This is a genomic window from Pseudomonas sp. GNP012, assembly GCF_054343835.1.
In genome coordinates this window covers 4,919,392-4,945,342 of record NZ_JBTGUU010000001.1, presented here as the reverse complement: position 1 = coordinate 4,945,342, position 25,951 = coordinate 4,919,392, and the positions used below count along the sequence as shown (strand labels likewise).

Sequence of the window (25,951 nt, the reverse complement as noted above, 5' to 3'; positions counted from 1 at the left end):
TGATCCTTTGAAAGGACGAGTTCTCCCATGGAAATCTCAGGAAACACCGCTTTTTATGCCGGTCTGAGCACCCTTCAGACAGGGCAGAACCGTGTCGATCAAGCCGCCGGACAGATCGCCAACACCACCCTTGAGCGTTCGCTCACCAGCCAGTCCTCCGAGGCGCAGGTCGATCGTCTGCGATCGGTTGATCGCAGCCGGCAATCGGACCTGGCCAGCAACGTGGTTGAAATGGCCCAAGGCAAGATTCAGGCGGAGCTGGGCGTGAAAGTCGCCAAGGCCGCCGATGAAGTGCTCGGAACATTGATCGATACCTACGCCTGATTCCTTGCCGAATCCGCACCTTCCAGCGCCGCGCCTGTTCGCGGCGTTTTTGTACGTAAGTCTTTCTTGCTCAACTAATCTTTTCAGGATGGCGGGCTGCTTCGGCAGCGCGGCGGCGGTGTCGTGTGCCTGAATGTCCAATCCTGCGATGACGAACGGCAAAAGATCGACGCTTGACAAGATTTGGGCGTAAACGTATGTTTCAAACAACTGTTTGATCGCAACAACAAATCAATGCGGTCGTTCATTCCCGGTTACATCAGCAGAGGTTTATCGCTATGCCTGACTACAAGGCCCCCTTGCGTGATATTCGCTTCGTTCGTGACGAACTGCTCGGCTACGAAGCGCACTATCAGAGCCTTCCGGCTTGTGCCGACGCAACTCCGGACATGGTTGACGCCATTCTTGAGGAAGGCGCCAAGTTTTGTGAGCAGGTACTGGCTCCGCTGAACCGTGTGGGCGACCTCGAAGGTTGCACCTGGAGCGAGTCCGGCGTTAAGACGCCGACTGGCTTCAAGGAAGCCTACAAGCAATTCGTTGAAGGCGGCTGGCCGAGCCTGGCTCACGACGTCGAGCACGGCGGCCAAGGCCTGCCGGAATCCCTGGGCCTGGCCATCAGTGAAATGGTCGGCGAGTCCAACTGGTCGTGGGGCATGTACCCGGGCCTGTCGCACGGTGCGATGAACACCATCTCCGAGCACGGCACCCCTGAGCAACAAGAGGCTTACCTGACCAAGCTGGTTTCCGGCGAATGGACCGGCACCATGTGCCTGACCGAACCGCACTGCGGCACCGACCTGGGCATGCTGCGCACCAAGGCCGAGCCTCAGGCCGACGGTTCCTACAAAGTCTCCGGCACCAAGATCTTCATCTCGGCCGGTGAACACGACATGGCCGACAACATCGTCCACATCGTACTGGCCCGCCTGCCGGATGCACCGGCCGGCACCAAAGGCATCTCCCTGTTCATCGTGCCGAAGTTCCTGCCGAACGCCGATGGCTCGGTTGGCACGCGTAACGCCGTGTCTTGCGGTTCCCTGGAACACAAGATGGGCATCCACGGCAACGCCACCTGCGTGATGAACTTCGACGGCGCCACCGGTTTCCTGATCGGCCCGGCGAACAAAGGCCTGAACTGCATGTTCACCTTCATGAACACCGCTCGTCTGGGTACCGCGCTGCAAGGCCTGGCCCACGCTGAAGTCGGTTTCCAGGGCGGCCTGAAATACGCTCGCGACCGTCTGCAAATGCGCTCGCTGACTGGCCCGAAAGCGCCGGACAAAGCCGCTGACCCGATCATCGTGCACCCTGACGTACGTCGCATGCTGTTGACCATGAAGGCGTTCGCCGAAGGCAACCGCGCGATGGTTTACTTCACCGCCAAGCAGGTCGACATCGTCAAGTACGGCGTGGACGAAGAAGAGAAGAAGAAAGCCGACGCACTGCTGGCCTTCATGACGCCAATCGCCAAGGCCTTCATGACTGAAGTCGGTTTCGAATCGGCCAACCACGGCGTGCAGATCTACGGCGGCCACGGCTTCATCGCCGAGTGGGGCATGGAGCAGAACGTTCGCGACAGCCGCATCTCGATGCTGTACGAAGGCACCACCGGTATCCAGGCACTCGACCTGCTGGGCCGTAAAGTGCTGATGACCCAGGGCGAGGCTCTCAAAGGCTTCACCAAGATCGTCCACAAGTTCTGCCAGACCAACGAAGGCAACGAAGCGGTTCAAGAGTTCGTCGCGCCGCTGGCTGCACTGAACAAGGAATGGGGCGAGCTGACCATGAAGGTCGGTATGGCCGCCATGAAAGATCGCGAAGAAGTCGGCGCGGCCTCCGTGGACTACCTGATGTACTCCGGTTACGCCTGCCTGGCCTACTTCTGGGCTGACATGGCGCGCCTGGCTGCCGAGAAACTGGCTGCCGGCACTTCCGAAGAGGCGTTCTACACCGCCAAGCTGCAGACTGCGCGCTTCTACTTCCAGCGCATCCTGCCGCGTACCCGCACTCACGTCGCTACCATGCTGTCGGGCGCCAACAACCTGATGGACATGAAAGAAGAGAACTTCGACCTGGGCTACTAAGCCTCAACGAAGTACTTGAAAAAGCCGCTGCTCCTTCGGGACCAGCGGCTTTTTTGCTTTTAGGGTTGCCCGTGGAATTAATGTTTGTAACGCCCTTTGAAAAATACCTCAGTAATTCACTCAGCAACTCGGGCTTTCTGCCGTTACAGTAGTGGGCACATTGCCATCTATTGCTTTGACGGGTCGGAGCTTTACCCTTGCCGCGCTCATCCGCTGTACGTTTCAGTCATTTCCTGCCGTCATTGCTGCTGTTGCTGGCGGGGCTTGCGGCTGCATACATCAAGGATCTGAACGTCTTTTTCACCTCGCTGTTCAACGTGCTGCCCACCCTGGTGTTGTTGCTCGGCGGCGCCTATTGCGCGGTGTACCGACGCCAGCGTGAACTGTTTCTGATGGTCACGGTTTACATCGCCTACTTCCTGCTAGACACCCAGACCGACTATTACCGCGACAACGGCAAGGTGCGTGACGATGCCGCCGTGGTCTTTCACCTGTGTTGCCTGCTGCTGCCATTGCTGTATGGGGTGTTCGCGGCGTGGCAGGAGCGCACCCACCTGTTCCAGGACATGGTGGCGCGTTTCGCCGTATTGCTGGCGGTCGGCAGCGTGGCGCTGGGGCTTGAGCAAAGTTATCCACATGCGCTGCTGATCTGGTTGTCGGAGATTCGCTGGCCTGTGTTGCATGGTGCCTGGATGAGTCTGATCCAGTTGTCCTATCCGGTGTTCATTGCCGCGTTTGTGCTGCTGACCTGGCAATACTGGCGCAACCCGCGACCGCTGCATGCCGCGCAACTGGTGGGCTTGCTCGGGTTGTTCTGGATGCTGCCGAAGACCTTCATCCTGCCGTTCACGCTGAATATCATGTGCAGCCAGGTGATGCTGATGATCGCCGCCGCCGTTGCCCACGAAGCCTATCAAATGGCCTTCCGCGACGAGCTGACCGGGCTGCCGGGCCGCCGTGCGCTGAATGAACGCATGCAACGGCTGGGTCGCAACTACGTGTTGGCCATGAGCGACGTCGACCACTTCAAGAAATTCAACGATACCCACGGCCACGATGTCGGCGACCAGGTACTGCGGCTGGTGGCCAGCAAACTGTCGAAAATCGGCGGTGGCGGTAAGGCGTATCGCTATGGCGGTGAAGAATTTGCCCTGGTATTTGCAGGCAAGACTCTCGAAGAATGCATGCCGCACCTGGAAGTCATCCGCGAGTCCATCGCCACTTACAACATTCAGCTGCGTAATCAGGAAAACCGCCCGCAGGACGACAATCAGGGGCGCCAGCGGCGTGCCGGTTCCGGTGCGTCGAGCGTATCGGTCACGGTCAGTATCGGCGTTGCCGAGCGGATCGATCAACGCACCCCGGAAGAGGTGCTCAAGTCCGCTGACCAGGCGCTCTACAGCGCCAAGGGCGCGGGGCGCAATTGCGTGATGGCGTTCGGGCAGAACCGTCGCGGCGCCGTGCGCATGGACGCCGCTACGGTTGAGTGATGATCGCGCATTCAGCGACTGGACATTGATTGTGGCGTAGTGTCGGCGGCAGTAGGTTGGAAAAAACTGCCGACGGAGAATGACCATGCCCGAGTACAAAGCTCCCTTGCGCGACATGCGCTTTCTGATCGACCACGTCTTCGACTTTCACAGTAGCTACGCCACGCTGGGGGCCACCGATGCCAGCCCGGACATGGTCAATGCGATCCTCGAAGAAGGCGCGAAGTTCTGCGAAAACGTGTTGTCGCCGCTCAACCGCAGCGGCGATGAAGAAGGCTGCCATTTCGACAACGGCGTGGTCACCACGCCCGCGGGCTTCAAGCAGGCCTTCGCCCAGTATGTCGAGGGCGGCTGGCATGGCCTGGCGGCGGACCCGGGTTACGGCGGCCAAGGGTTGCCGATCTCTCTGGGCCTGGTCATCAGCGAGATGGTGGGTTCCAGCAACACCTCGTGGGGCATGTACCCCGGCCTGACCCACGGCGCGATGTCGGCGATCCACGCCCATGGCACCGAGGCGCAAAAGCAGACCTATTTGAAGAAGCTCACCGCTGGCCAATGGACCGGCACCATGTGCCTGACAGAAGCCCATTGCGGCACCGACCTGGGCATCATCAAGACCCGTGCCGTGCCAGCAGCCGATGGCAGCTATGCGATCTCCGGCAGCAAGATCTTCATCTCTGCGGGCGAGCACGACATGAGTGCCAACATCATTCACCTGGTGCTCGCCAAATTGCCGGACGCACCGGCCGGGACCAAGGGCATTTCGCTGTTTATCGTGCCCAAGTTCCTGCCCGACGCGATGGGCGAAGCGGGTGAGCGCAACGGCGTGTCCTGCGGCTCGATCGAACACAAGATGGGCATCAAGGCCTCGGCCACCTGCGTGCTTAACTTCGACGAGGCCAAGGGCTTTTTGATCGGTGAGCCGAACAAGGGCCTCAACTGCATGTTCACCATGATGAACCACGCGCGGTTGGGCACGGGCATGCAAGGTCTGTGTCTGGGCGAGGCGAGCTTCCAGGGCGCGATCAAATATGCCAACGACCGTTTGCAGATGCGCTCGCTGACCGGCCCGAAAGCCCCGGAAAAAGCCGCCGACCCCATCATCGTGCACCCTGATGTGCGGCGGATGTTACTGACGATGAAAGCCTTCAACGAAGGCAACCGCGCGCTGACCTACTTCACCGCACAGTTGCTCGACATTGCACACCTGAGCCCGGACGAAACGGCGCGCCAGGATGCCGAAGACCTGCTGGCCTTCCTCACGCCGATCTGCAAAGCCTTCATGACCGACACCGGTCTGGAAGTGACCAACCATGGCATGCAGGTGTTTGGCGGCCACGGGTTCATTCGTGAGTGGGGTATGGAGCAACTGGTACGCGACTGCCGGATCGCACCGATCTATGAGGGCACCAACGGCATTCAGGCGCTGGACTTGCTCGGGCGCAAGGTACTCGGCAGCCAGGGCAAGCTGTTGCGCGGGTTCACCAAAATCGTCCACAAGTTCTGCGCGGCGAACGCCGGACATCCACAACTGGCCGGGTATGTGGCGCAGCTTGATCAACTGAACCAGCAATGGGGTGAGTTGACCACCAGGGTCGGCATGGCGGCGATGAAAAACCCGGACGAGGTCGGCGCCGCGTCGGTGGACTATCTGATGTACAGCGGTTACATCATCCTTGGCTACCTGTGGTTGCGCATGGCGCTGGTGGCTCAGGCGCAGCTCGATGCTGGCAGCGGTGATGTTGGCTTCTGCCGGGGCAAACTGGCGACCAGCGAGTTTTACTTCAAGCGTCTGCTGCCACGCACTACCGCTCATCGGGCGGCCGTCGAAGCGGGGAGCGAATGTCTGATGCAACTGCCGGCCGAGATGTTTGCGCTCTGACACCTACCCTGTAGGAGCGAGCTTGCTCGCGATGGTCGTGAACGATAACGCGTAAACCAGATGTCCAGGGCGCCTTGGGGTTTTTCGCGAGCGGGCTCGCTCCTACAGTTCTTATGTTTTGCCTCTCCATATCGAAATGACTAAAAATAACAAAACAGTCATGAGCTGACCCTATGTGTCTTAAAAGTTGTTGAGGTACACTCCGACCCAACGAAACCAATCTTCCTGTGAATCACCTGTATAGATCTTGCGAGGTTTGCCATGGCTGACTACAAAGCGCCCCTGCGCGATATGCGCTTCGTCCTCAATGAAGTTTTCGAGGTCGCCAAACTCTGGGCCGAGCTGCCTGCGCTGGCCGAGACCGTCGATGCGCAAACGGTCGAGGCCATCCTGGAGGAAGCCGGCAAAGTCACCAGCAAAAGCATTGCTCCGCTGAGCCGTGCCGCGGACGAGGAAGGTTGCCATTGGGCCGACGGTGCCGTCACCACGCCGGCGGGTTTCCCGCAGGCCTATCAGACCTACGCGGAAGGCGGTTGGGTCGGTGTCGGTGGCGATCCAACCTACGGCGGCATGGGCATGCCCAAAGCCGTTTCGGCCCAGGTCGAAGAAATGGTCAACTCCGCCAGCCTGTCGTTCGGTCTGTATCCGATGCTGACCGCCGGTGCCTGCCTGTCGATCAACGCCCACGCCAGCGAAGAGCTGAAAGCCGCGTACCTGCCGAACATGTACGCCGGCATCTGGGCCGGTTCCATGTGCCTGACCGAGCCACAGGCCGGTACTGACCTGGGGATCATTCGCACCAAGGCCGAGCCTCAGGCCGACGGTTCCTACAAGGTTAGCGGCACCAAGATCTTCATCACCGGTGGCGAACACGACCTCACCGAAAACATCATCCACCTGGTGCTGGCCAAGTTGCCGGATGCACCGGCGGGGCCAAAAGGCATTTCGCTGTTCCTGGTGCCGAAGTTCATGGTCAATGCCGATGGCAGCCTGGGCGCGCGTAACCCGGCGAACTGCGGTTCGATCGAACACAAGATGGGCATCCAGGCGTCCGCGACCTGCGTGATGAACTTCGATGAGGCCGTGGGTTACCTGGTCGGCGAGCCGAACAAAGGCCTGGCGGCGATGTTCACCATGATGAACTACGAGCGCCTGGGCGTCGGTATCCAGGGCCTGGCCACGGGCGAGCGCTCGTACCAGAACGCCGTGGAATACGCCCGTGACCGTCTGCAAAGCCGTTCGCCGACTGGCGCGCAGAACAAGGACAAAGTGGCTGACCCGATCATCGTCCATCCGGACGTGCGTCGCATGCTGCTGACCATGAAAGCCTCGAACGAGGGTGGTCGTGCGTTCTCCACTTACGTAGCCATGCAACTGGACACCGCCAAGTTCAGCGAAGATGCCGCCACCCGCAAGCGTGCTGAAGACCTGGTGGCTTTGCTGACCCCGGTGGCCAAGGCGTTCCTGACCGATCTCGGTCTGGAAACCACCGTTCACGGCCAGCAGGTGTTCGGCGGCCACGGTTACATCCGCGAGTGGGGCCAGGAGCAACTGGTGCGTGACGTGCGCATCACCCAGATCTACGAAGGCACCAACGGCATTCAGGCGCTGGACCTGGTCGGGCGCAAGATCGTCGGCAGCGGCGGGGCGTTCTACAACCTGTTCGCCGAGGAGATTCGTCACTTCACCGCAACGGCCAGCGCTGACCTGGCGGAGTTCACCAAGCCGCTCAACGACGCCGTTACCACTCTCGATGAACTGACCGCGTGGTTGCTGGACCGGGCGAAGAGCAATCCGAACGAAATCGGCGCGGCATCGGTCGAGTATCTGCAGGTGTTCGGTTACGTGGCGTATGCCTACATGTGGGCCCTGATGGCCAAGGCCGCTTTGGGCAAGGAAGCGCAAGACGATTTCTACGCCAGCAAACTGGGCACCGCACGGTTCTATTTCGCCCGTCTGTTGCCGCGGATTCACTCGTTGAGCGCGTCGGTCAAGGCCGGTAGCGAATCGTTGTTCCTGCTGGATGCAGGACAATTCTGATGACGTAATGGTTTGTAAGCATTCTCTTACATAACGTGCTGCTGTTCTCCCATAGATGCAAATTGGATCCACAGCTAATCTACTTCTCATGGACGTAGCGCAGGAAGCGCAAAAGCAACAACAGGGACACGTAGGATTCTGCCAGGACGGCGGAGTGAAATGGATGTCAGGGAAACAGTCTGCAAAGCCCCGCTTCGGCGGGGTTTTCTTTTGCCCGAAGAAAAGTTCCTAGCTCAGCCTGTCCAGGGCCTGTGGGTTGTTCAAACGTTCAGCCGGGCCATTTATCACTTCTTCCAGCAATGTCCGCAGCAAGGCCAGCGAGGCCTGCTGTCGTTGCACATCCCGACACACCAGCCCGACTTTCAGTGGTACTCGTGGTTCGCTCAGGGGCTTCCACAGCAGTTCGTCGTTGCCATGGGTCTTTTGCGAGCGTCCGGGCAGCACCGTCGCCAGGCGTGTGTGCGGCAGGCTGTCGAGGATGCCGGCCATGTTGTTCAGTTCGGCTTGCACCTGTGGGCGACGTCCGAGGTTCGCCAGTTGGGTTTGCCAGATCTGCCGGATCTGAAATTCCTCGCCCAGCAGCAACATCGGCAGCTCGGCGGCCTGGCTCATGGACACTTTCTTGAATTCACGCAGCGGGTGCTCTGCCGGGATGACCAGGGTCAGTTCATCTTCGTACAGCATCACGCCATGCAAACCAGGCTGGCGGGGCGGCAGGTAACTGATGCCGATATCCAGAGAACCGTTGAGCAGTCGCCGCTCGATTTCCAGACCGGTCAGTTCGTAGATCTGCACGACAAGATGCGGCTGCGCCTTGCGCACGCGCTCGAGCATCTGTGGAACGAGGTTGGTATGCACGGTCTGCAATACGCCGATGGCCAGGGTGCGCAGCGCCTGACCCTTGAAGTTGCCGAGCGCCTCCCGTGCCCGTTGCAGGCCATCGAGCAAAGGCAGGGCGTGGTTGTACAGCGTGTGGGCCGCGAGGGTCGGCAACAGGCGTTTGCTGTTGCGTTCGAACAGGCTCACATCGAGGTTTTGCTCGAGGTGGCGGATTTGCTGGGACAGTGCCGGCTGGGAGATCGACAGGCGCTCGGCGGCCCGGCCGACATGGCCTTCTTCATAGACCGCGACGAAATAACGCAGTTGCTTGAAATCCATAAGTATTACTTATCGAAAATGCTGGGAAATCGAAATGGCTGAATGCCTCGCCTGAGCCTAGTCTAACCGCATTCACAGGGCTTACAGGGCCACAGAGCGCGATGAATACCCTTTGCTTCGATGGTGTTGACATAGGTAAGGCAAAAAACCTCATCAGAGGTTTTTTCGGATGAATCTGTTCAGTCTGCGTCGCAGTCCTCCCAGTCTTGATGATCTGGTCATGGACGCCTCCCTGCCTTCCACAGGCAATAGTCTTTCCAGCGAGTACTTGATGCCCGGTGTCGAGCGGCCGAAACAGGTGTTTGTGCGCGGCCAGGGTTCATGGCTGTGGGACAGCGATGACCGTGCGTACCTGGATTTTTCCCAGGGCGGTGGGGCCAACAGCCTTGGTCACAGCCCCTCGGTACTGGTCAACGCCATTACTGCCCAGGCTCAAGGGCTGATCAATCCGGGTTTTGGCCTGCATAACCGCGGCACGCTCAGTCTTGCCGAGCGTCTGTGTGCCAGCACCGGCAGTGATCAGGCCTACCTGCTCAATACCGGCAGCGAAGCCTGTGAGGCGGCGATAAAACTGGCGCGCAAATGGGGTCAACAGCATCGCGGCGGTGCGTCGCGAATCATAGTGGCCAACAACGGTAACCATGGCCGTAGCCTGGCGACGATGTCGGCGTCGGACAGTTCGACATTAGCCAACCGATTCGAGCCGCAACTGCCGGGCTTCAGCCATGTCCCGTTCAATGACCTTCCGGCATTGCATGCGGCCGTGGATGAACGGACCGTCGCGATCATGCTCGAACCGATCCAGAGCGAAGCCGGTGTGATCCCGGCCACCGCGCATTACCTCAAGGGCGTCGAACGCCTGTGCCGTGAACTCGGCATTTTGCTGATATTCGACGAAGTGCAAACCGGCATCGGCCGTTGTGGCACCTTGCTCGCGGAGCAGTCCTGCGGGGTCACGGCGGATATCGTCGTGCTCGGCAAAGGTTTGGGCGGCGGCGTGCCATTGGCCGCGCTGCTGGCACGGGGCAAGGCTTGCTGTTTCGAACCCGGCGAGATGACCGGTACCCATCATGGCAATGCACTGATGACCGCAGCGGGGCTTTCGGTGCTCGATACGGTGCAGGACAAGGCTTTCCTCAAGCACGTCACGGAAGCCGGTCAGCACCTGCGTGAAGGCTTGGGGCGTTTGGCCCATCGATATGATCACGGCGAGTTGCGCGGACAAGGGCTGCTTTGGGGGCTGACGCTGTCGGACGATTCCGCTGACGCGGTAGTCAAGGCCGCGCTCTACGAAGGCCTGTTGCTCAATGCCCCGCAACCCGACTGCCTGCGCTTTACCCCTGCGCTGAATGTCAGCAACGCCAACATCGATGAAATGCTCCTGCGCCTGACGCGCGCCTTTTCCCGAGTACGCACCGCGCAATTGCAGTGCCGCAAAGGGATTGTCGTCTGATCCGACGTGCCCTGCACACATTCCCGAACCGTCTCGCGGTAATACGCACGCCTCACGCCCGACATTTTTGGTGTGGGGCGTTTTTTTGTCTGCGAAATTCAACGAAAGGGCGGAGCTTGGGAATAGAGGGACTGAACCCTGACAAACGGTACCGGTCGATTAGCTGTAGGGCTCGAACGAGCCCACCCCCAATCAGGAGCTGCCCCATGGACTTTATTCGCATCATCATCGCCATCCTGTTGCCGCCGCTGGGTGTGTTTTTGCAAGTAGGATTCGGCGGAGCGTTCTGGCTGAATATTCTGCTGACGTTGTGCGGTTACATTCCGGGGATCGTGCATGCGGTGTACATCATCGCCAAGCGCTGAATTTCGCGGCGGCAGGTCGGCCGCCTTCGCGAGCAAGCCCGCTCCCACAGGGTTTCGCGTAAACCGTCGACTCTGTGGGAGCGAGCCTGCTCGCGAAAGGGCGCGCCCCAATTCATGTATGTGGCGCCTATGTCAGTTCGCCAATTCCATCACCCGCCGATAAAACAACCACTCCTGCTCCAGCGCATGGGCCTGATTGCCGGCCTTGCGAAAGCCATGGCGTTCGTCCGCGTAGTAATGCGCTTCGACCGGAATACCGTTGTCCCGCAGCGCCGCGACCATATCGCGGGTCTGTTGCGGGACGACCACGGCATCCTGTTCTCCTTGAAAGAAGATCATCGGCACGCGGATGTTGCTGGCATGCAGCAGCGGAGTGCGGGCGGCGTAGCGTTCGGCGTCCAGCAGCGGATCGCCGATCAACCAGTCCAGATAGTCGCTTTCGAATTTGTGGGTCGCACGGCCCAGCGCTACCGGGTCACTGACCCCATACAGACTGGCGCCGGCACAGAACACGTTGTGAAACGCCAAGGCGCAAAGCGTTGTGTAGCCGCCGGCGCTGCCGCCGCGAATGAAGGCCTTGTCGCCGTCGATCAGGCCCCGTTCGTTGAGGTAACTGACCACGGCGCAAGCGTCTTCGACATCCACATCCCCCCAGCTCAAATGAAGCGCCTGACGATAGGCCCGGCCATAACCACTGCTGCCGCGATAGTTGAGGTCGGCCACGGCGAAGCCCCGCTGCGTCCAGAACTGGATGCGTGGATCGAGCATCGGGTAGCACGCCGACGTCGGGCCGCCATGGATGAACACCACCAGTGGCGGTTTCGCCGCGCCGGTCATTGCCGGGTAGAAGAAGCCATGTGCTTCGCCTGAGCCGCTTGGGTAGCGCAAGGTCTGCGGGCGGCTGATCCGTTCCGGAGCAAGTGGTGCGATACCGCCGGCCAGCACCTTCACTTGCCGGCTCTGACGGTCGATGGCGATGACGGCGGTTGAATTGACGGGTGACGCTGCAATGCAATAAATGAACTGCCCATCCACGGCGAGATGGCGGAAGCGGCTGTAGTGGCCGGTGAAGTCGGCGCAGGAGTTGCCGCCTATGCCCAATCGGCCAAACCCGCCCTCGGTCCAACTGGCCAGATAGCTGTCGTTGCCCAGCGGCAACCAGGTACTGCCGCCGAGTTGCCAGGGCGCGGGGCCGTGGTCGGCGTTGGCACTTGGCAATGGGCTCAGGCCTTTCCCGGATTCCACCCATGGCTGCCAGTAACCGGCGCGATCCGTCAGGCAGTACAAGCGACCGTCGGCATCAAACCGTGGCTGTTGCACCGACTCTTGAGCACCGTCGCCCGCCACACAACGAGCCTCGGCAAACCCGCCATGGGCGAGGCGTTCGGCAACCATCAAGCGGGTTGCTGTCCATGGCTGATCCGGGCGACTCCATTCGATCCAGGCCAGGCGCCGGGCATCAGGGCTCAGCGTCGGTGCCGCGTAAAAATCAGCACCTTCGGCCAGCAGGTGGCGTGCGCCACCCAACAGATCAATTGCCACCAGTCGGTGTTGATCGCGATGCTCCTCGACCGCCAGCACTTGCCCGTTGGCGAACTGCAGATCGCCATAACGGCACGCACCGGACGTCAGTCTTTCGGGCGCTTCGTCTTGCAGTGATTGTCGATACAACTGCTGGTCAGTCTCGTTGACGAAAACGATGCCGTCGTCCGTCAGACAAAAGGCTCCACCGCCATATTCGTACACCCGACTGCGCACGCTGAACCCCGGCGGCGTCAGGCATTTCGCTGTGCCCTCACGCCAATGCCAGATCCGGCACGCCGCGTCTTCGGGTCGGTACTCGTTCCAGAACAGGCCGTTTGGACCGACCTGCAGTTCGGCAAAGTCGATACCGGCAGCCACTGCTTTGGCAGCGCTGAAAGGTTCAGCTTTTGGCGATGAGGCGTGAGTTTCGTTCATTGCGAAAGGCCAGTTGGTCGATGGTCTGGGTCGCGTGTTCGGCTTCTTCGCGAGCCTTGAGGATCACGCCGTGTTGTGGCGACTTGCTGCACACCGGGTCGGCATTGCTGGCATCACCGGTGAGCATGAACGCCTGGCAGCGGCAGCCGCCGAAGTCTTTTTCTTTCTCGTCACAGGAGCGGCACGGCTCGGGCATCCAGTCGTAACCGCGAAAGCGATTGAAGCCGAACGAGTCGTACCAGATGTGCTGCATGCTGTGGTCGCGTACGTTGGGAAACTGCACCGGCAGCTGTCGGGCGCCGTGACAGGGCAGGGCGGTTCCGTCTGGCGTGACCGTCAGAAAAATACTGCCCCAGCCGTTCATGCAGGCTTTCGGGCGTTCTTCGTAATAGTCCGGAGTGACGAAAATCAGCTTGCACGGATGCCCTTGGGCTTGCAGTTTGGCGCGGTATTCATTGGTGATGCGTTCGGCGCGCACCAGTTGCTCCCGGGTCGGCAATAGCCCGACGCGATTGAGTTGCGCCCAACCGTAGAACTGGCAAGTGGCGAGTTCGACGAAGTCCGCTTCCAGTGCGATGCACAGCTCGATGATGCGGTCGATCTGGTCGATGTTGTGCCGATGGGTCACAAAATTCAGCACCATCGGATAACCATGGGCCTTCACCGCCCGGGCCATTTCCAGTTTCTGTGCAAAGGCCTTTTTCGAGCCGGCCAGCAGGTTGTTCACCTGCTCGTCGCTGGCCTGGAAACTGATCTGGATGTGATCGAGGCCGGCCTTCTTGAAATCGCTGATTTTCTGCTCGGTCAGGCCGATGCCGGAGGTGATCAGGTTGGTGTAGAAACCCAGTTTTCGGGCTTCGGTAATCAGCTCGGCGAGGTCCTGGCGCACCAGCGGTTCACCGCCGGAAAAGCCCAGTTGCGCCGCGCCCATTTCCCGCGCTTCACGGAACACCTTGATCCACTGTTCAGTGCTCAGCTCTTTGCCCTGCTCGGCGAAATCCAGCGGATTGGAGCAGTACGGGCATTGCAGCGGGCAGCGATAGGTCAGCTCGGCAAGCAGCCACAGCGGCAGGCCGACTTCAGGTTTGGGCGGCACTTGCCTTGATGAATCAGGCAAGTTCGATCCAGTGCTGCGCACGGGCTACCTCCATGAATTGCTCGATGTCGTCACCGAGCTCGGGTACGCCGGGGAACTGTTGGTCGAGTTCGGCGATGATCGCCGCGACATCCCGTTCACCGTCAATCAAGCCACCGATCAGTGCGGCACTTTCGTTGAGCTTGATCATGCCTTCCGGGTACAGCAGCACGTGGCCTTTCTGCGCCGGTTCGTACTGGAAGCGGTAGCCGGGACGCCAGGTCGGGGTCTTGCTGCGATCGAAACTCATAAGGTGATTCCTTTGTGCCAGACCCGTTCTCCGGTCACGCTGTGATACGGCGGGCGTTTCAGTTCGTAGGCCATGCTCATGGCATCGAGCATGCTCCAAAGAATGTCCAGTTTGAACTGGAGAATTTCCAGCATGCGCTCCTGGCCTTCGCGGGTGGTGTAGTGCTGCAACGTGATCGCCAGGCCGTGCTCGACATCACGCCGTGCCTGACCCAGGCGTGTGCGGAAATACTCGTATCCGGCCGGGTCGATCCATGGGTAATGCTGCGGCCAACTGTCCAGGCGCGATTGGTGGATTTGCGGGGCGAACAGTTCGGTCAGCGAACTGCTGGCGGCCTCCTGCCAGCTGGCGCGGCGGGCAAAGTTGACGTAGGCGTCCACGGCGAAGCGCACGCCGGGCAGCACCAGTTCCTGAGAGCGCAACTGGTCCGGGTCGAGGCCGACAGCCTGGCCCAGTCGCAGCCAGGCTTCGATGCCGCCGTCTTCACCGGGCGCACCGTCGTGGTCGAGCAGGCGCTGAATCCACTCGCGGCGGATCTCGCGGTCAGGGCAGTTAGCCAGAATGGCCGCGTCTTTCAGGGGAATGTTCACCTGATAGTAGAAACGGTTGGCGACCCAGCCCTGGATCTGCTCGCGGGTAGCCCGGCCTTCGTACATCGCCACATGGTAGGGGTGATGGATGTGGTAGTAGGCGCCCTTGGCGCGCAGGGCCGCTTCGAATTCGGCGGGGGACATTGGGGTGTCGGTCATCGGGGTTCTCCGGGGGAACAACCGTTGAAATCTTTGGTGTCTGGTCGGACGCCTTCGCGAGCAAGCCCGCTCCCACAATGGAATGCATTTCAAATGTGGGAGCGGGCTTGCCCGCGAAGGGGCCCTCAGCTACAGCACAATACTCATGCCGTCATACGCCACTTCAACCTGGCGCCGATCCAGCTCCGCGCGCTCGGGCGAATCTTCATCGAGAATCGGGTTGGTGTTGTTGATGTGGATAAGCACCTTGCGCTGCGTGGGCAGTTGCTCCAGCACTTCGAGCATGCCGCCGGGGCCGTTTTGCGCCAGGTGGCCCATCTCCCGACCGGTGCGGGTGCCTACGCCACGACGCTGCATTTCATCGTCATCCCACAGAGTGCCGTCGACCAGCAGGCAATCGCTGCCGGCCATGATCTCCAGCAGCGCTGCATCCACCTTGCCCAGTCCCGGTGCGTAGAACAGTTTGCCGCCAGTGCCCCGGTCCTCGACGATCAGGCCGATGTTGTCGCCCGGATGCGGGTCGAAGCGGTGCGGCGAGTACGGCGGCGCGGCACTGCGCAAAGGTAGCGGGGTGAAGCGCAGGTTCGGGCAGGCCGGTACGCTGAAGCTCTGGTCGAGTTCGATGCGATTCCAGGTCAGCCCGCCATTCCAGTGGTTGAGCATGGTGAACAGCGGAAAACCGGTGCTCAGGTCTTCGTGGACCATATCCGTACACCAGACCTGATGCGGGCAACCCTCGCGCAGCATGAGCAGGCCGGTGGTGTGGTCGATCTGGCTGTCCATCAGGATGATCGCGCCGATCCCGGTATCACGCAGGGCGCGGCCCGGCTGCATCGGGGCGAAGCCCTGGAGTTGGGCGCGGATGTCCGGGGAGGTGTTGCACAGCACCCAGTTCACGCCGTCATCGGAAATCGCGATGGACGACTGCGTCCGCGCCTTGGCCCGCAGGCTGCCGTCGCGAAAGCCTGCGCAGTTCACGCAGTTGCAGTTCCACTGGGGGAAGCCGCCGCCGGCGGCGGAACCTAGAATCTGGACAAACATGGACGCTCCATCATTTCAACGCTGAAAATAAAACGCCTCGGATAACCGAGGCGTTGTGCTGCACATCTGCCAAGGCAGAGATTAGCGGCTTGCGAAGTACATGGTCACTTCAAAGCCGATACGCAGGTCGGTGTAGGCAGGTTTGGTCCAGGCCATGAATTGAACTCCTTTTAGTGGGGGGTGGGACAGCGCTAGCTATAGGTATAGTCCACCTCGAGTCAGAGATGTTCCAGATAGTTAGGTTGCTATGTTACTCAAAATCTCAAAGAGATTGCCCGTGAAACTTTGAGAAAGCTCCTTACCGCCCCGGTAATGATCATTTTGCCGCTTGCCATGGAGTGCCCGGTGCAGGGCTGTTCGCCAGGCAATGCCAACCGCCCTCGGCCTTATTCAATCGTTGTGCTGCAACCAGCAGTTCGGAACGCCCGATCAGCAGGATTGCCTCGGGTAATTGCGTCAGAAAATCCGACGAGCGGCCGCCCAGTTTGCCCTGCCAAAGCAATTCCGCAGTCTGGGCAGTGGGCAACGCAGCAAGGGAAAATTGCTCGGCCAAGGCCTGGCGCTGGGCGATGAACGATTTGTCGTCGAGGGCATTGATAAGCATTGGCACATCGCTGAGGAACTGCTCGATGTGCTGCAGCAGATCTGCCGGCGCTACGTTCGGTGATTGCACACCGAACAGTAATCCGGTTGTCCCGTGAATCTGGCGCAGGGCGCTGAACACCGCATAGCCCAGTTGCAACTCCACGCGCAGGCGCTGGTAGAACGGCGTCTGACAGAAGTGCGCAAGTAGACGCCACGCGGCTTCGTCGGCCAATTCTCCGGTCACGGCAGGGCAAAACAGCAGCAGTGCGTGCTCGCTGGAATCGCTATCGACGGCGCTCCACAGGCGTTGTGACGGGATGGATGGCGGTGGGGTCAATTGATTGTCCGGCGTGCCGGGAATACGGCTCAAGGCCAGGCCCATGGCCGCTTGAGTCTGGGCGGACAGGCCAATCGCCAGGCCATCCCAGCGTGCACTCGACCAAAGTTGCTGCGCGTCGTCCGTGTTCGCGGTGTGCGCAAGGCAGTGATCGGGCAATGCCTTGAGCAGTTGTCGAATGGGGATCAGCGCAACGCTCGCGTGCGTGGCTTGTGAGACTGCGGCGTCAGGTTGTGTCAGCTCTTTCAGCGCATGCTCCAGAACGGTGGGCATCGGCTCCTGCAGTCCGGTCATTTTCAGCAGCCATTCGTTGCCCGACGCACTGAAGGAAAAATCCACACCGGCCTGACGCGCGTCTTCGCGTAGCGGTTGCAGGTTATTTTCCAGTCGGGATTGAAGGGCACTGGCGGGACTCGAGTCCAGACGCCAGCGCAAATAAATCGCACCTTCCGCGCTGTTGTCCGGCAATACCTGGCTGAATTGCATCGGCGAACGTTCACGACGGCTTCGCGAGCGATCCTGGGCAAAGGTACGCAGGCCGCGGTGGGCGCTGGTCTGGCCACGAATCAATCCGGCGTTGGACGCTGGTGCTTCGGTGCGCAGGAACGGGTTGGGTGCGGGCAACTGCCATGGGCCACTGAAGTTATCCACAGCGCCGATTTGATTGAGGATTTGCTTGAGCGCTGTAACGCCTTGGCCAGATAACCCGACTTCGTGTTGTTCGCTGTCCAGTCGGGCCAATTGCAAGGCGCTGCTGACCTTTTGCTGGCGCTGGTGCAGGGTGGCGTATTCTTCGCGCAACCGGGTCCAGTCCTGCTGGGCAAAAAAGCTCAGCCAGTCCATCAGGCGTTCGAGAATCCCGGTCGGCAACCCATTGGCCGGCAAGGTGAACTCGATATGCAGCAAGGCTTGTCCTGCGAATTGGTAGAGCAACTGGGCTTTCAGGTGATCGGCCAGCCCGTGCTCGCGCAGATCCGCCGACAAGCCCCCGGGTTTTGCCGAATTCAGCCAGTGGCACAAGAATGCCAGCGCCTCGGCGCAAGAATCGGGCAGCGATTCGAGGGCGCACAGCCAATCCAGTCGCCGTTCTTCAGCCTGTTGATAACTTCTTTCTGAGGTCGACATCAGGGGCGCGGGAGCGTGTTGCTCAATGCTTTCTCCCTTGGCGACGACGTTACCAAACGCTTCAGCCAAGGTCCTTAGCTCTTCGAGACTTTGCGGTCCGGCCAGGCTCAACGTCATCTGCCCGGTCTGGTAAAACCGCTGATAAAAATCCCGCAACGCCTGCTGAAACTCGGGCTGCTCTACAGCCAGGGTGGCGCGATTGCCGGCATGAAAACCGCGAAGCGGATGTACTTCTGACAACCCGTCGAACAGCGCAAATTGCTGCTGCGCTGCCGCATCCTGCGACCAGGCGACAAATTCCGCCTGCAGTACTTCCCGTTCCCGCTGCTGATCGTCCGGATTCATACGCGGATGGGCGAGCATGTCTGACAGACGCTCCAGCCCACCGGCAAATGCCTGGGGTGGCAGTTCGAAAAAGTAGTCCGTGGTGCGCTCGCTGGTTCGCGCGTTTATCTGGCCGCCATGACTCTGGACGTAGGCCATCAACCCTTGCCCGGCAGGAAAACGCTCAGTCCCCAGAAACAGCAGATGCTCAAGAAAATGCGCCAGTCCGGGCCACGCCAGCGGCACATCATGGCTGCCCGCGGCGACCCGCAATGCTGCTGCGCAACGCTTCAAATTCGGGGCATGACGCAGCGTCACCCGCAAGCCGTTGGCCAGGGTTTCAGTGTGGGGGCGGGGGTGATTCAGCGCAGGCATGGGCACTTCCAGAACAGTGAAGTGCCAATGCTAGCGGATTAGGACTTGTTCAGCTCGCCGTAAAGCTCGGGACGACGATCGATCAGGTAGCGATTGGCGGCACGGGAATCGACCATCAACTGTCGATCCAGCTCACCGACAATCAGCGATTCATCCAGTCCCGCCTGAGCGATACGGCTGCCATCCGGCGCAGCAATGCTGCTCTGGCCGCAATAGTGGATGTCGCCTTCATGGCCACAGTAGTTGGCGTAAGCCACATAGCATTGGTTTTCGAAGGCGCGGGAACGCACGGTGACATCGGCGACGAAATCGAACGGAATCATGTTCGCGGTCGGCACCAGAATCAGCTCGGCGCCGCCCAGGGCCAGGCGTCGGGCATTTTCCGGAAACTCCAGGTCGTAGCAGATCAGGAAACCGAGTTTCCAACCGTTGAGCTCAACGATGGGAAACTCATCGGAACCTGCGCTGAACATCGAGTGATCGAGGTCGCCGAACAAGTGCGTCTTGCGGTAGTTGCACACGCGCTCGCCATTGGCGTCGATCAACTGCACGGCGTTGTAGATCTGCCCGTCCTCGGTGCGCTCGGGATAGCCATACAAGATGGCAATCCCGGTTGCCTTGGCAATGCGCGCGATCTGCTGCGCCGACTCACCGTTGTACACCTCCGCCAACACGCTGACGGCATCGACGCCGATGTTGTAGCCGGTCAGGAACATCTCCGGCAGCACCAGCAGGTCCGCGCCTTTTGCCTCCAGCGCCAGTTGTTGCAGGCGTTGCAGGTTGCCGGCGACATCCAGCGGCAACGGTGGACATTGGTAAAGGGCTACGCGCATTTCGGATTCCTCTTACTCGGGCAGGGCGATCGGTCCGATCTCGTTGAACACATCTCCTGGACCCGGATTCTCGGCGTGAGTTGCACCGCCGAAGTGTTTCATGATGCCCCACACCGCGTTGAGCGAGGTCTGAACCGCGCCTTCAACCCAGGCTGGCGTCCACGAAACGTCGTCGCCAGCGATGAAGATCCCGCGCTGTTCTGCCGGCATGTCGTCCTGCATGAAGTGCGCGTACATGCGCTGGTTGTAGCGGTAGTGACCGGGCAGTGCGCCTTTGAACGCGCCGAGGAAATGCGGGTCGGCTTCCCAGGACACTGTGATCGGGTCGCCGATGATCCGTGCGGCGATGTCGACTTTCGGGTAGATCTTCTTCAGTGCATCCAGCGCCAGTTTCACGCGTTTTTCCACCGGGTGCGGGAGCATTTTCAGCGCGTCGCTCATCCACGAGTACGACAGGCAAATCACCCCTGGCTTGTCATCGCCGTTGTCGAACAGGTAGGTGCCACGGGTCAGGCGATCGGTGAGGGTCATGCTCATCAGGTCGCGGCCGGTTTCCGGATCCTTGTCCTTCCAGAACGGGCGGTCGACCATCACGAAGGTTTTCGACGATTGCATGTAGCGGGTGCGGTCCAGGGCCATCCACATCTTTTGCGAGAACAAGGTTTCGTCGCATTCGATCTGGGTGGTCAGCAGCCAGCTCTGGCAGGTGGTCAACACAGCGGCGTATTCGCGGGTGTCGCCCCAGTTGTCGGTGACGGCGAAACGGCCGCCCGGTGCGTGGGCAATCTTCTTCACGCCGGTGCGTGGCGCGCCGCTGTGCAGGGAGCTGAGACTGGTGCCGGCCGGCCAGTGCGCGCAACGCTCCGGAACATGGCGCCAGATGCCTTGTGGCACCTGTTCCACGCCGCCGACCACCAGGTGCTGGTGATCGTCGCAATTGGTCATCACCACGCGGAAGATTTCCAGCATCGAATTCGGGAAGTCAGAGTCCCAGCCGCCGGTGCCGAAACCGACCTGGCCGAACACTTCGCGGTGATGGAACGACAGCTTGGCAAAGGCTTTGGAAGTGGCGACGAAGTCATAGAAGGTGCGGTCGTCCCACAGTGGCACCAGGGTGTTCCACAGTTCCTTCAGGCGAGGCACGTCGCGGTCGCGAATGGCTTGCTGGATATCCGAGAACTGCGAACCGGCTTCCAGGGCGTCGGCCCACGCGTCAGCCACTTCCTGGAACAGCGCAGGAAGGTCCGACAACTTCTGTGCGTAATGGGTCTGGCCTTCGAGGTCGATGACCGTGCTGCCCGACGCAGGCGTCAGCGGGTTGGGGAAAGGTTTGGTTTCCAGGCCGAGCTTGTCGACGTAGTGATAGAACGCGGTGGATGACACCGGAAAGCGCATGCCACCCAGTTCGGCCACGATGCCTTCGGCGCCGTTGAATGCCTGGGAGCGCAGACGGCCACCCATTTTCGAGGCTTCGTAGACAACCGGTTTCAGCCCCAGCTTCATCAGCTCATACGCGGCCACCAGACCGGCAATCCCGCCGCCGACAATCGCCACTTCGGCACCGTGATTGTGCTCGGGAACGCTGCCCAGCCCGGCCGGGTGTTCGATCCAGTCGTCGAAGGCGAAAGGAAAGTCCGGGCCGAAAATGGTGATTGGTTTTTTACCGTCTGCAGGATGGCGATTGTTCTTGTTCATGGCTGACCTTGCTGGCGACCCGACGCGCAATGCGGATCTGAGTATAGGAAAAGATGCCAGCCATTCTAGAGAGCACAGAACACGTTAATAAGACGCAAAGTGTCGTCGTTTTGCCATTTTATTGGTCGATATGACGAGTTCATACTTCAAAGTGACAATGTGAGCCCCTGTGGGAGCGAGCCTGCTCGCGAAGAGGCCCGAACAGACACAACCTAAACCCCGGCAAAAACTCAAACCGGCTGCCCCCGATCAATCTTGCTGCTCAAGATGATCGACGTCGTGGTCTTTTCCACCCCATCCACACTGCCAATCTGATCCAGCAACTGATCCAGCTGTTCCGGCGAATCGGTGCGCAACCACGCCACATAATCAAATTCACCACTCACCGCACACAACTGCTGTACCTGCGCCATCGCGCTCAGGCGGCGCAACACCTCCTTGCCGGAACGCGGTTGCACCGTGATCCCGACATACGCCTGCAACCCGCCATCCACCACCCGCTGCCCGAGGCGCACGCCGTAGCCGGTGATCACTTTGGCCTTTTCCAGCCGCGCCAGGCGCGAGGTGACGGTGGTGCGGGCGATGCCCAGTTGCCGGGCGAGCATGGCCACGCTCTCACGGGCGTTGATCTGCAGGGCTGCAATCAACTGGCGGTCGATTTCGTCGAGAACGGGCGGGCGAGTGTCAGGCAAAGGGCTATCTCCAGCGGCATGGATCGGTGCGCAAGCATGTTACAGGCAGATTCTGTAGGACGCTCGCGACGGATCCCTGATCTGGCCTCAGTACCGTTCATGACATTTCTGCCTGCGACAAATTGCCATAAGTAACCAGTTAGTACATTATTCCGACCTTGTCACAAATGGGGAAAATGTCCGACATGAACAATTCTGGGGCTGCCGCCGGCAGCAAATGGTTGCTGGCGGGGCTGGGTGTGCTGATTGCACTGATCGGGCTCGGTCTGGCGGGTGGCGGCGGCTATCTGGTTGCGCTGGGCGGCAGCTGGTATTTCCTGCTGATGGGCCTGGCGATGCTGGTGTCCGGCCTGTTGATTGCCCGTCGCAAGCCGCTGGGCGCCTGGCTGTATGGTGTGGCGCTGGTTCTTACTGCGATCTGGGCGGTATGGGATGCCGGTCTCGAATACTGGCCGCTGGTCTCACGGGTGCTGACCTTCGCCGTGATCGGTCTGGTGGTGGCGTTGATCTATCCGACCCTGGTTCGCGCTTCGGGCGCGACCGGCGGGCGTGGCGCCTACGGTCTGGCCGGCATTCTGGGTGTGGGCGTTGTAGCGACGATGGCCTACATGTTCGTGCCGACCCACGTGGTCAAGGCCACCGTTGAACCTGCGGTCACGCCGGTCCTGCCGGGCACCGAGCAGAAAGACTGGGCGCACTGGGGCAACACCACCGCCGGCAACCGCTTTGCCGCGCTGGACCAGATCAACAAGGGCAACATCGACAAGTTGCAGGTCGCCTGGACCTCCCGCACCGGCGATATCCCGCAAAGCACCGGTGCCGGCGCCGAAGACCAGAACACCCCGCTGCAAATCGGTGACACGGTCTACACCTGCACCGCCTACGGCAAAGTCTTCGCCCTGGATGCCGACACCGGCGCCCAGCGCTGGAAGTTCGACCCGCAAGGCACCGCGCCCAACTGGCAGCGCTGCCGCGGCCTGGGCTACTCCGAAACCCCGGCGTCTTCGGGCAGTCAGCCAACCGCCTGTACGAAACGCCTGTTTCTGCCGACCGGCGATGCCCGTCTGATCGCCATCAATGCCGACACTGGCAAGCCCTGCGAAGAGTTCGGCAACAAGGGCACCGTCGACCTGACCACCGACATGGGCGAAGTGAAGCCCGGTTACTACCAGCAAACCTCGACCCCATTGGTCGCAGGGGACGTAGTGATCGTCGGTGGCCGCGTGGCCGACAACTACTCCACCGGCGAACCGCCGGGCGTGGTGCGTGCCTACGACGTGCGTAGCGGCGAACTGGTGTGGGCGTGGGATCCGGGTAATCCGAACACCAGCAAACGTCCGCCGGCCGGTGAGACTTACACCCGTGGCACGCCGAACGTGTGGTCGGCCATGTCCTACGACGCCAAACTCGGTCTGGTCTACCTGCCGACGGGTAACGCAACGCCAGACTTCTTCGGCGGTCAACGCACCGAGTTCGACGACAAGTGGAGTTCGTCCATCGTCGCCATCGACGTGAAAACCGGCCAGGTGCGCTGGCACTTCCAGACCACTCACCACGACCTGTGGGACTTCGACCTGCCGGCACAGCCGCTGTTGTACGACGTGCCGGACGACAAGGGCGGAATCCAGCCAGCCCTGGCGCAAGTCACCAAACAGGGCGAGATCTTCCTGCTCAACCGCGAAACCGGCGTGCCGATTGCCCGCGTTGAAGAGCGCCCGGTGCCGCAAGGCAAGGTCCCCGGCGAACGCTATTCGCCAACCCAACCGTTCTCCGTCGACATGCCGTCAATCGGCAACAAGACCCTGACCGAGTCCGACATGTGGGGCGCCACGCCGTTTGACCAGTTGATGTGCCGCATCCAGTTCAAAGGCATGCGCCACGAAGGCGTCTACACCCCGCCGGGCATGGACCGCGCCCTGCAATTCCCGGGCTCGCTGGGCGGCATGAACTGGGGCAGCGTCTCGGTTGATCCGAACACGAACTACATGTTCGTCAACGACATGCGCCTGGGCCTGGCCAACTACATGATCCCGCGCGACAAGATCAAAGCCGGGGCCAGCGGCATTGAAATGGGCGTGGTGCCGCAGGAAGGCACGCCGTTCGGCGCCATGCGCGAGCGCTTCCTCTCGGCGGTTGGCATTCCGTGCCAGAAGCCACCGTTCGGCACCATGTCGGCCATCGACCTCAAGACCCACAAACTGATGTGGCAAGTCCCGGTCGGCACCGTACAGGACACCGGCCCGCTGGGCATCCGCATGCACATGCCGATCCCGATCGGCATGCCGACCCTCGGCGCATCGCTCGCCACCCAGTCGGGCCTGCTGTTCTTCGCCGGCACCCAGGACTTCTACCTGCGCGCCTTCGACACCGGCAACGGCAACGAAATCTGGAAGTCGCGCCTGCCGGTGGGCAGCCAGTCCGGGCCGATGACCTACGTTTCACCGAAAACCGGCAGGCAGTACATCCTGCTGACGGTGGGTGGTGCGCGTCAGTCGACGGATCGTGGGGATTATGTGATTGCCTACGCTTTGCCTGATTAAGACATTGCGGACCCTTGTAGGAGCGAGCTTGCTCGCGATGGGCGTTAACGATAACGCGTGCTGTCTGAATGGCCGCGGCGCGTTCAAGTTCATCGCGAGCAGGCTCGCTCCTACATGATTGTGCGGGGCAACAGGATGGACAGCGACCGTCACTCGTAGTCGAATACGAGAACGAAGGATCCGAGGCAATGGACATGACGACGAACCTGCCTGCCGCTGTACGCGACCGCGCATTGCAGATCGCCCATCACGAAATGGGGCACTACGTGGTGGCCCGCGTCCTGGGGTTTGAAACGGGCGGCGTGACTCTGGCCGTGACCAGGGATTTGCGGCACCAGGGCGGGGCCTCCATTGCCCTGGTGCGTCCCATTTTGTCGATAGATGCCATGAAGGAGCATCTGGAAGCCCGGATGATGGTGCTCCTGGCGGGCGCCATGGCGCAGACACTCCCCTCAAAACCTTCAGCCGTAAAACGCGTCGACAAGCCCAAAGCCACCGCCATCCTCAAAGGCGAGCAGGGGGCGGAGCAGGACTACGCAAAAATCAGGGAGCTTCAGCATCTGCTGCGCAACCTCGTCTACCCCGATACCGATCCAGCGTCGAGCGAGTGCATAACGGCGCAGCTTAAGACGATGATTGATCGGGTGTGGGGTCGGACGCAAAAAATCATCGAGGACCAGGCCGAGACGATTTCCGAATTGGCAGGGGCGCTGGTGGACGGTATGGCTCTTGTAGAGCAATGGGGGCGGGCGGCGGATACGTATGAGGTGGTGTTCACCGGGCCGATGCTGGAACGGCTGCGGGCCGTGCAGGCCATACCTTCGTGATGTGTTTGGACTGAAGAGCCTGGCCCTATCAGTCCCAAAAAAGGAACGTTCGGTCCCTTTTTGGGAATTCTCAGGCTCTGTTTATTCTATTGATCTGCTTGCGCTCTCGTTTGAGCAGGTCTGCGCGTCAGCACTTTCACCACATCATCAATCAGCGCTTTGCTCATCGTCGTCAGGTAATGCGCGGCCCAGGCGTGGCGGTCGGAGTCTTGGGCGTGGGCGGCATCGACGGTCAGGGACTTGGCGAGGTAGAGCAGGTCGGAGGCTTGGGCCAGGGCGTCGGCGATGGGGACGTTGCGACAGACGTGGAACAGTGGCTGGTCCGAGAGAAACAGGAAGGGCGTGAAGCCAACGGTTTTCAGCTCTGAAGGTGCGGGTGAATCTGTTTTGGTCATGGTCATACTCCAGCGTTAGAGGAGTCGCCACGTTCGTTTCCAAGCGAATGGGTGGCGGCTGTGCGCAGGTTGGAAACCGGGGACCAAAGATCCGGCACGCCCAAAGGCGTCCCGCGCACAGCTGCCATAACACAGAGTTCGCAGTCGTCAAAAACGTCTGGAATTGTGGTGGGGATGCTGTTGCGCTGTGATCCGACGGGTTTCCAAGCCCGATCGCTGAATGCTCAGCGACGTCCGGAGACTATCCCGTCGAAGAAAAGCACAACAAGGCGGCAAAGTGCCCAACAGCAAGA

At 60.6% G+C, this 25,951-nt stretch carries 21 protein-coding genes; 9 read left to right on the top strand and 12 right to left on the bottom strand.

Features of this window, described 5'->3' with window-relative positions:
• Positions 1-27: 27 nt before the first annotated feature.
• The 5 genes from ACXX83_RS22405 to ACXX83_RS22385 all read left to right on the top strand — a co-directional run bounded on the left by ACXX83_RS22405 (position 28) and on the right by ACXX83_RS22385 (position 7,820).
• On the top strand, positions 28-324 hold the full coding sequence (locus ACXX83_RS22405; protein ID WP_015097095.1) for a hypothetical protein: 297 nt from the start codon (positions 28-30) through the stop codon (positions 322-324).
• Positions 325-602: 278 nt separating this feature from the next.
• Entirely contained in the window at positions 603-2,408 is a 1,806-nt protein-coding gene (locus ACXX83_RS22400) for a phenylacyl-CoA dehydrogenase (protein ID WP_015097094.1), read from the top strand.
• Positions 2,409-2,605: 197 nt separating this feature from the next.
• Positions 2,606-3,898, top strand: coding sequence for a GGDEF domain-containing protein (locus ACXX83_RS22395; protein WP_217836539.1), 1,293 nt, complete (start codon positions 2,606-2,608; stop codon positions 3,896-3,898).
• 85 nt (positions 3,899-3,983) lie between these two features.
• Entirely contained in the window at positions 3,984-5,780 is a 1,797-nt protein-coding gene (locus ACXX83_RS22390) for an acyl-CoA dehydrogenase C-terminal domain-containing protein (RefSeq protein ID WP_458549642.1), read from the top strand.
• Between the two features lie 261 nt (positions 5,781-6,041).
• Positions 6,042-7,820: an acyl-CoA dehydrogenase C-terminal domain-containing protein gene (locus tag ACXX83_RS22385; protein ID WP_458549641.1), complete on the top strand. Its 1,779-nt coding sequence runs from the start codon at positions 6,042-6,044 to the stop codon at positions 7,818-7,820.
• A 228-nt stretch (positions 7,821-8,048) separates the two neighbouring features.
• Here ACXX83_RS22385 and ACXX83_RS22380 read toward each other — a convergent pair whose 3' ends face one another.
• Complete coding sequence (locus tag ACXX83_RS22380; protein WP_458549640.1) at positions 8,049-8,978, bottom strand: LysR family transcriptional regulator; 930 nt, start codon at positions 8,976-8,978, stop codon at positions 8,049-8,051.
• A 169-nt stretch (positions 8,979-9,147) separates the two neighbouring features.
• Here ACXX83_RS22380 and ACXX83_RS22375 point away from each other — a divergent pair, with 169 nt between their 5' ends.
• Together ACXX83_RS22375 and ACXX83_RS22370 are read left to right on the top strand one after the other, a co-directional pair.
• Positions 9,148-10,431, top strand: coding sequence for an aspartate aminotransferase family protein (locus tag ACXX83_RS22375; RefSeq protein WP_458549639.1), 1,284 nt, complete (start codon positions 9,148-9,150; stop codon positions 10,429-10,431).
• A gap of 206 nt (positions 10,432-10,637) precedes the next feature.
• Complete coding sequence (locus ACXX83_RS22370) at positions 10,638-10,796, top strand: YqaE/Pmp3 family membrane protein (RefSeq protein ID WP_003228885.1); 159 nt, start codon at positions 10,638-10,640, stop codon at positions 10,794-10,796.
• Positions 10,797-10,928: 132 nt separating this feature from the next.
• Here the strand turns inward: ACXX83_RS22370 and ACXX83_RS22365 are convergent, their stop codons facing one another.
• The 10 genes from ACXX83_RS22365 to ACXX83_RS22320 all read right to left on the bottom strand — a co-directional run bounded on the left by ACXX83_RS22365 (position 10,929) and on the right by ACXX83_RS22320 (position 21,896).
• Positions 10,929-12,755, bottom strand: coding sequence for a S9 family peptidase (locus ACXX83_RS22365; RefSeq protein WP_458549638.1), 1,827 nt, complete (start codon positions 12,753-12,755; stop codon positions 10,929-10,931).
• Positions 12,721-13,893, bottom strand: coding sequence for a pyrroloquinoline quinone biosynthesis protein PqqE (gene pqqE, locus ACXX83_RS22360; RefSeq protein WP_095964101.1), 1,173 nt, complete (start codon positions 13,891-13,893; stop codon positions 12,721-12,723). The genes ACXX83_RS22365 and pqqE overlap by 35 nt, the downstream gene beginning before the upstream one ends.
• On the bottom strand, positions 13,865-14,140 hold the full coding sequence (gene pqqD / locus ACXX83_RS22355; protein WP_008051583.1) for a pyrroloquinoline quinone biosynthesis peptide chaperone PqqD: 276 nt from the start codon (positions 14,138-14,140) through the stop codon (positions 13,865-13,867). The genes pqqE and pqqD overlap by 29 nt, the downstream gene beginning before the upstream one ends.
• A complete protein-coding gene (gene pqqC, locus ACXX83_RS22350) occupies positions 14,137-14,889 on the bottom strand; it encodes a pyrroloquinoline-quinone synthase PqqC (RefSeq protein WP_007993179.1) in 753 nt (250 codons plus the stop codon). Before pqqC ends, pqqD begins: the two co-directional genes overlap by 4 nt.
• Before the next feature lie 129 nt (positions 14,890-15,018).
• Positions 15,019-15,930: a pyrroloquinoline quinone biosynthesis protein PqqB gene (gene pqqB, locus ACXX83_RS22345; protein WP_458549637.1), complete on the bottom strand. Its 912-nt coding sequence runs from the start codon at positions 15,928-15,930 to the stop codon at positions 15,019-15,021.
• Positions 15,931-16,011: 81 nt separating this feature from the next.
• Complete coding sequence (gene pqqA, locus ACXX83_RS22340; protein ID WP_003444522.1) at positions 16,012-16,086, bottom strand: pyrroloquinoline quinone precursor peptide PqqA; 75 nt, start codon at positions 16,084-16,086, stop codon at positions 16,012-16,014.
• 160 nt (positions 16,087-16,246) lie between these two features.
• Positions 16,247-18,676, bottom strand: a complete 2,430-nt coding sequence (gene pqqF, locus ACXX83_RS22335; RefSeq protein ID WP_458549636.1) for a pyrroloquinoline quinone biosynthesis protein PqqF — start codon at positions 18,674-18,676, stop codon at positions 16,247-16,249.
• Between the two features lie 38 nt (positions 18,677-18,714).
• Complete coding sequence (locus tag ACXX83_RS22330) at positions 18,715-19,509, bottom strand: carbon-nitrogen hydrolase family protein (protein ID WP_217836530.1); 795 nt, start codon at positions 19,507-19,509, stop codon at positions 18,715-18,717.
• 12 nt (positions 19,510-19,521) lie between these two features.
• On the bottom strand, positions 19,522-21,204 hold the full coding sequence (locus tag ACXX83_RS22325) for a flavin monoamine oxidase family protein (RefSeq protein WP_458549635.1): 1,683 nt from the start codon (positions 21,202-21,204) through the stop codon (positions 19,522-19,524).
• Between the two features lie 230 nt (positions 21,205-21,434).
• Entirely contained in the window at positions 21,435-21,896 is a 462-nt protein-coding gene (locus tag ACXX83_RS22320) for an Lrp/AsnC family transcriptional regulator (protein ID WP_007980298.1), read from the bottom strand.
• Positions 21,897-22,081: 185 nt separating this feature from the next.
• Here ACXX83_RS22320 and ACXX83_RS22315 point away from each other — a divergent pair, with 185 nt between their 5' ends.
• Positions 22,082-24,436, top strand: a complete 2,355-nt coding sequence (locus ACXX83_RS22315; RefSeq protein ID WP_458549634.1) for a glucose/quinate/shikimate family membrane-bound PQQ-dependent dehydrogenase — start codon at positions 22,082-22,084, stop codon at positions 24,434-24,436.
• Positions 24,437-24,630: 194 nt separating this feature from the next.
• Positions 24,631-25,263, top strand: coding sequence for a zinc metalloprotease (locus ACXX83_RS22310; protein WP_458550221.1), 633 nt, complete (start codon positions 24,631-24,633; stop codon positions 25,261-25,263).
• Between the two features lie 86 nt (positions 25,264-25,349).
• Here the strand turns inward: ACXX83_RS22310 and ACXX83_RS22305 are convergent, their stop codons facing one another.
• Positions 25,350-25,658, bottom strand: a complete 309-nt coding sequence (locus tag ACXX83_RS22305; protein ID WP_458549633.1) for a DUF3077 domain-containing protein — start codon at positions 25,656-25,658, stop codon at positions 25,350-25,352.
• Positions 25,659-25,951: the final 293 nt, after the last annotated feature.

Excerpts from the sequence above, each read along its gene's own strand:
- ACXX83_RS22405 (WP_015097095.1), top strand. The coding sequence starts at position 28 with ATGGAAATCTCAGGAAACACCGCTTTTTATGCCGGTCTGAGCACCCTT.
- ACXX83_RS22310 (WP_458550221.1), top strand. The coding sequence starts at position 24,631 with ATGACGACGAACCTGCCTGCCGCTGTACGCGACCGCGCATTGCAGATC.
- ACXX83_RS22305 (WP_458549633.1), bottom strand. The coding sequence starts at position 25,658 with ATGACCAAAACAGATTCACCCGCACCTTCAGAGCTGAAAACCGTTGGC.
- ACXX83_RS22330 (WP_217836530.1), bottom strand. The coding sequence starts at position 19,509 with ATGCGCGTAGCCCTTTACCAATGTCCACCGTTGCCGCTGGATGTCGCC.
- ACXX83_RS22315 (WP_458549634.1), top strand. The coding sequence starts at position 22,082 with ATGAACAATTCTGGGGCTGCCGCCGGCAGCAAATGGTTGCTGGCGGGG.
- ACXX83_RS22390 (WP_458549642.1), top strand. The coding sequence starts at position 3,984 with ATGCCCGAGTACAAAGCTCCCTTGCGCGACATGCGCTTTCTGATCGAC.
- pqqC (WP_007993179.1), bottom strand. The coding sequence starts at position 14,889 with ATGACCGACACCCCAATGTCCCCCGCCGAATTCGAAGCGGCCCTGCGC.
- pqqF (WP_458549636.1), bottom strand. The coding sequence starts at position 18,676 with ATGCCTGCGCTGAATCACCCCCGCCCCCACACTGAAACCCTGGCCAAC.
- ACXX83_RS22325 (WP_458549635.1), bottom strand. The coding sequence starts at position 21,204 with ATGAACAAGAACAATCGCCATCCTGCAGACGGTAAAAAACCAATCACC.
- ACXX83_RS22370 (WP_003228885.1), top strand. The coding sequence starts at position 10,638 with ATGGACTTTATTCGCATCATCATCGCCATCCTGTTGCCGCCGCTGGGT.
- ACXX83_RS22365 (WP_458549638.1), bottom strand. The coding sequence starts at position 12,755 with ATGAACGAAACTCACGCCTCATCGCCAAAAGCTGAACCTTTCAGCGCT.
- pqqB (WP_458549637.1), bottom strand. The coding sequence starts at position 15,930 with ATGTTTGTCCAGATTCTAGGTTCCGCCGCCGGCGGCGGCTTCCCCCAG.
- pqqD (WP_008051583.1), bottom strand. The coding sequence starts at position 14,140 with ATGAGTTTCGATCGCAGCAAGACCCCGACCTGGCGTCCCGGCTACCGC.
- ACXX83_RS22385 (WP_458549641.1), top strand. The coding sequence starts at position 6,042 with ATGGCTGACTACAAAGCGCCCCTGCGCGATATGCGCTTCGTCCTCAAT.
- ACXX83_RS22375 (WP_458549639.1), top strand. The coding sequence starts at position 9,148 with ATGAATCTGTTCAGTCTGCGTCGCAGTCCTCCCAGTCTTGATGATCTG.
- ACXX83_RS22400 (WP_015097094.1), top strand. The coding sequence starts at position 603 with ATGCCTGACTACAAGGCCCCCTTGCGTGATATTCGCTTCGTTCGTGAC.
- ACXX83_RS22380 (WP_458549640.1), bottom strand. The coding sequence starts at position 8,978 with ATGGATTTCAAGCAACTGCGTTATTTCGTCGCGGTCTATGAAGAAGGC.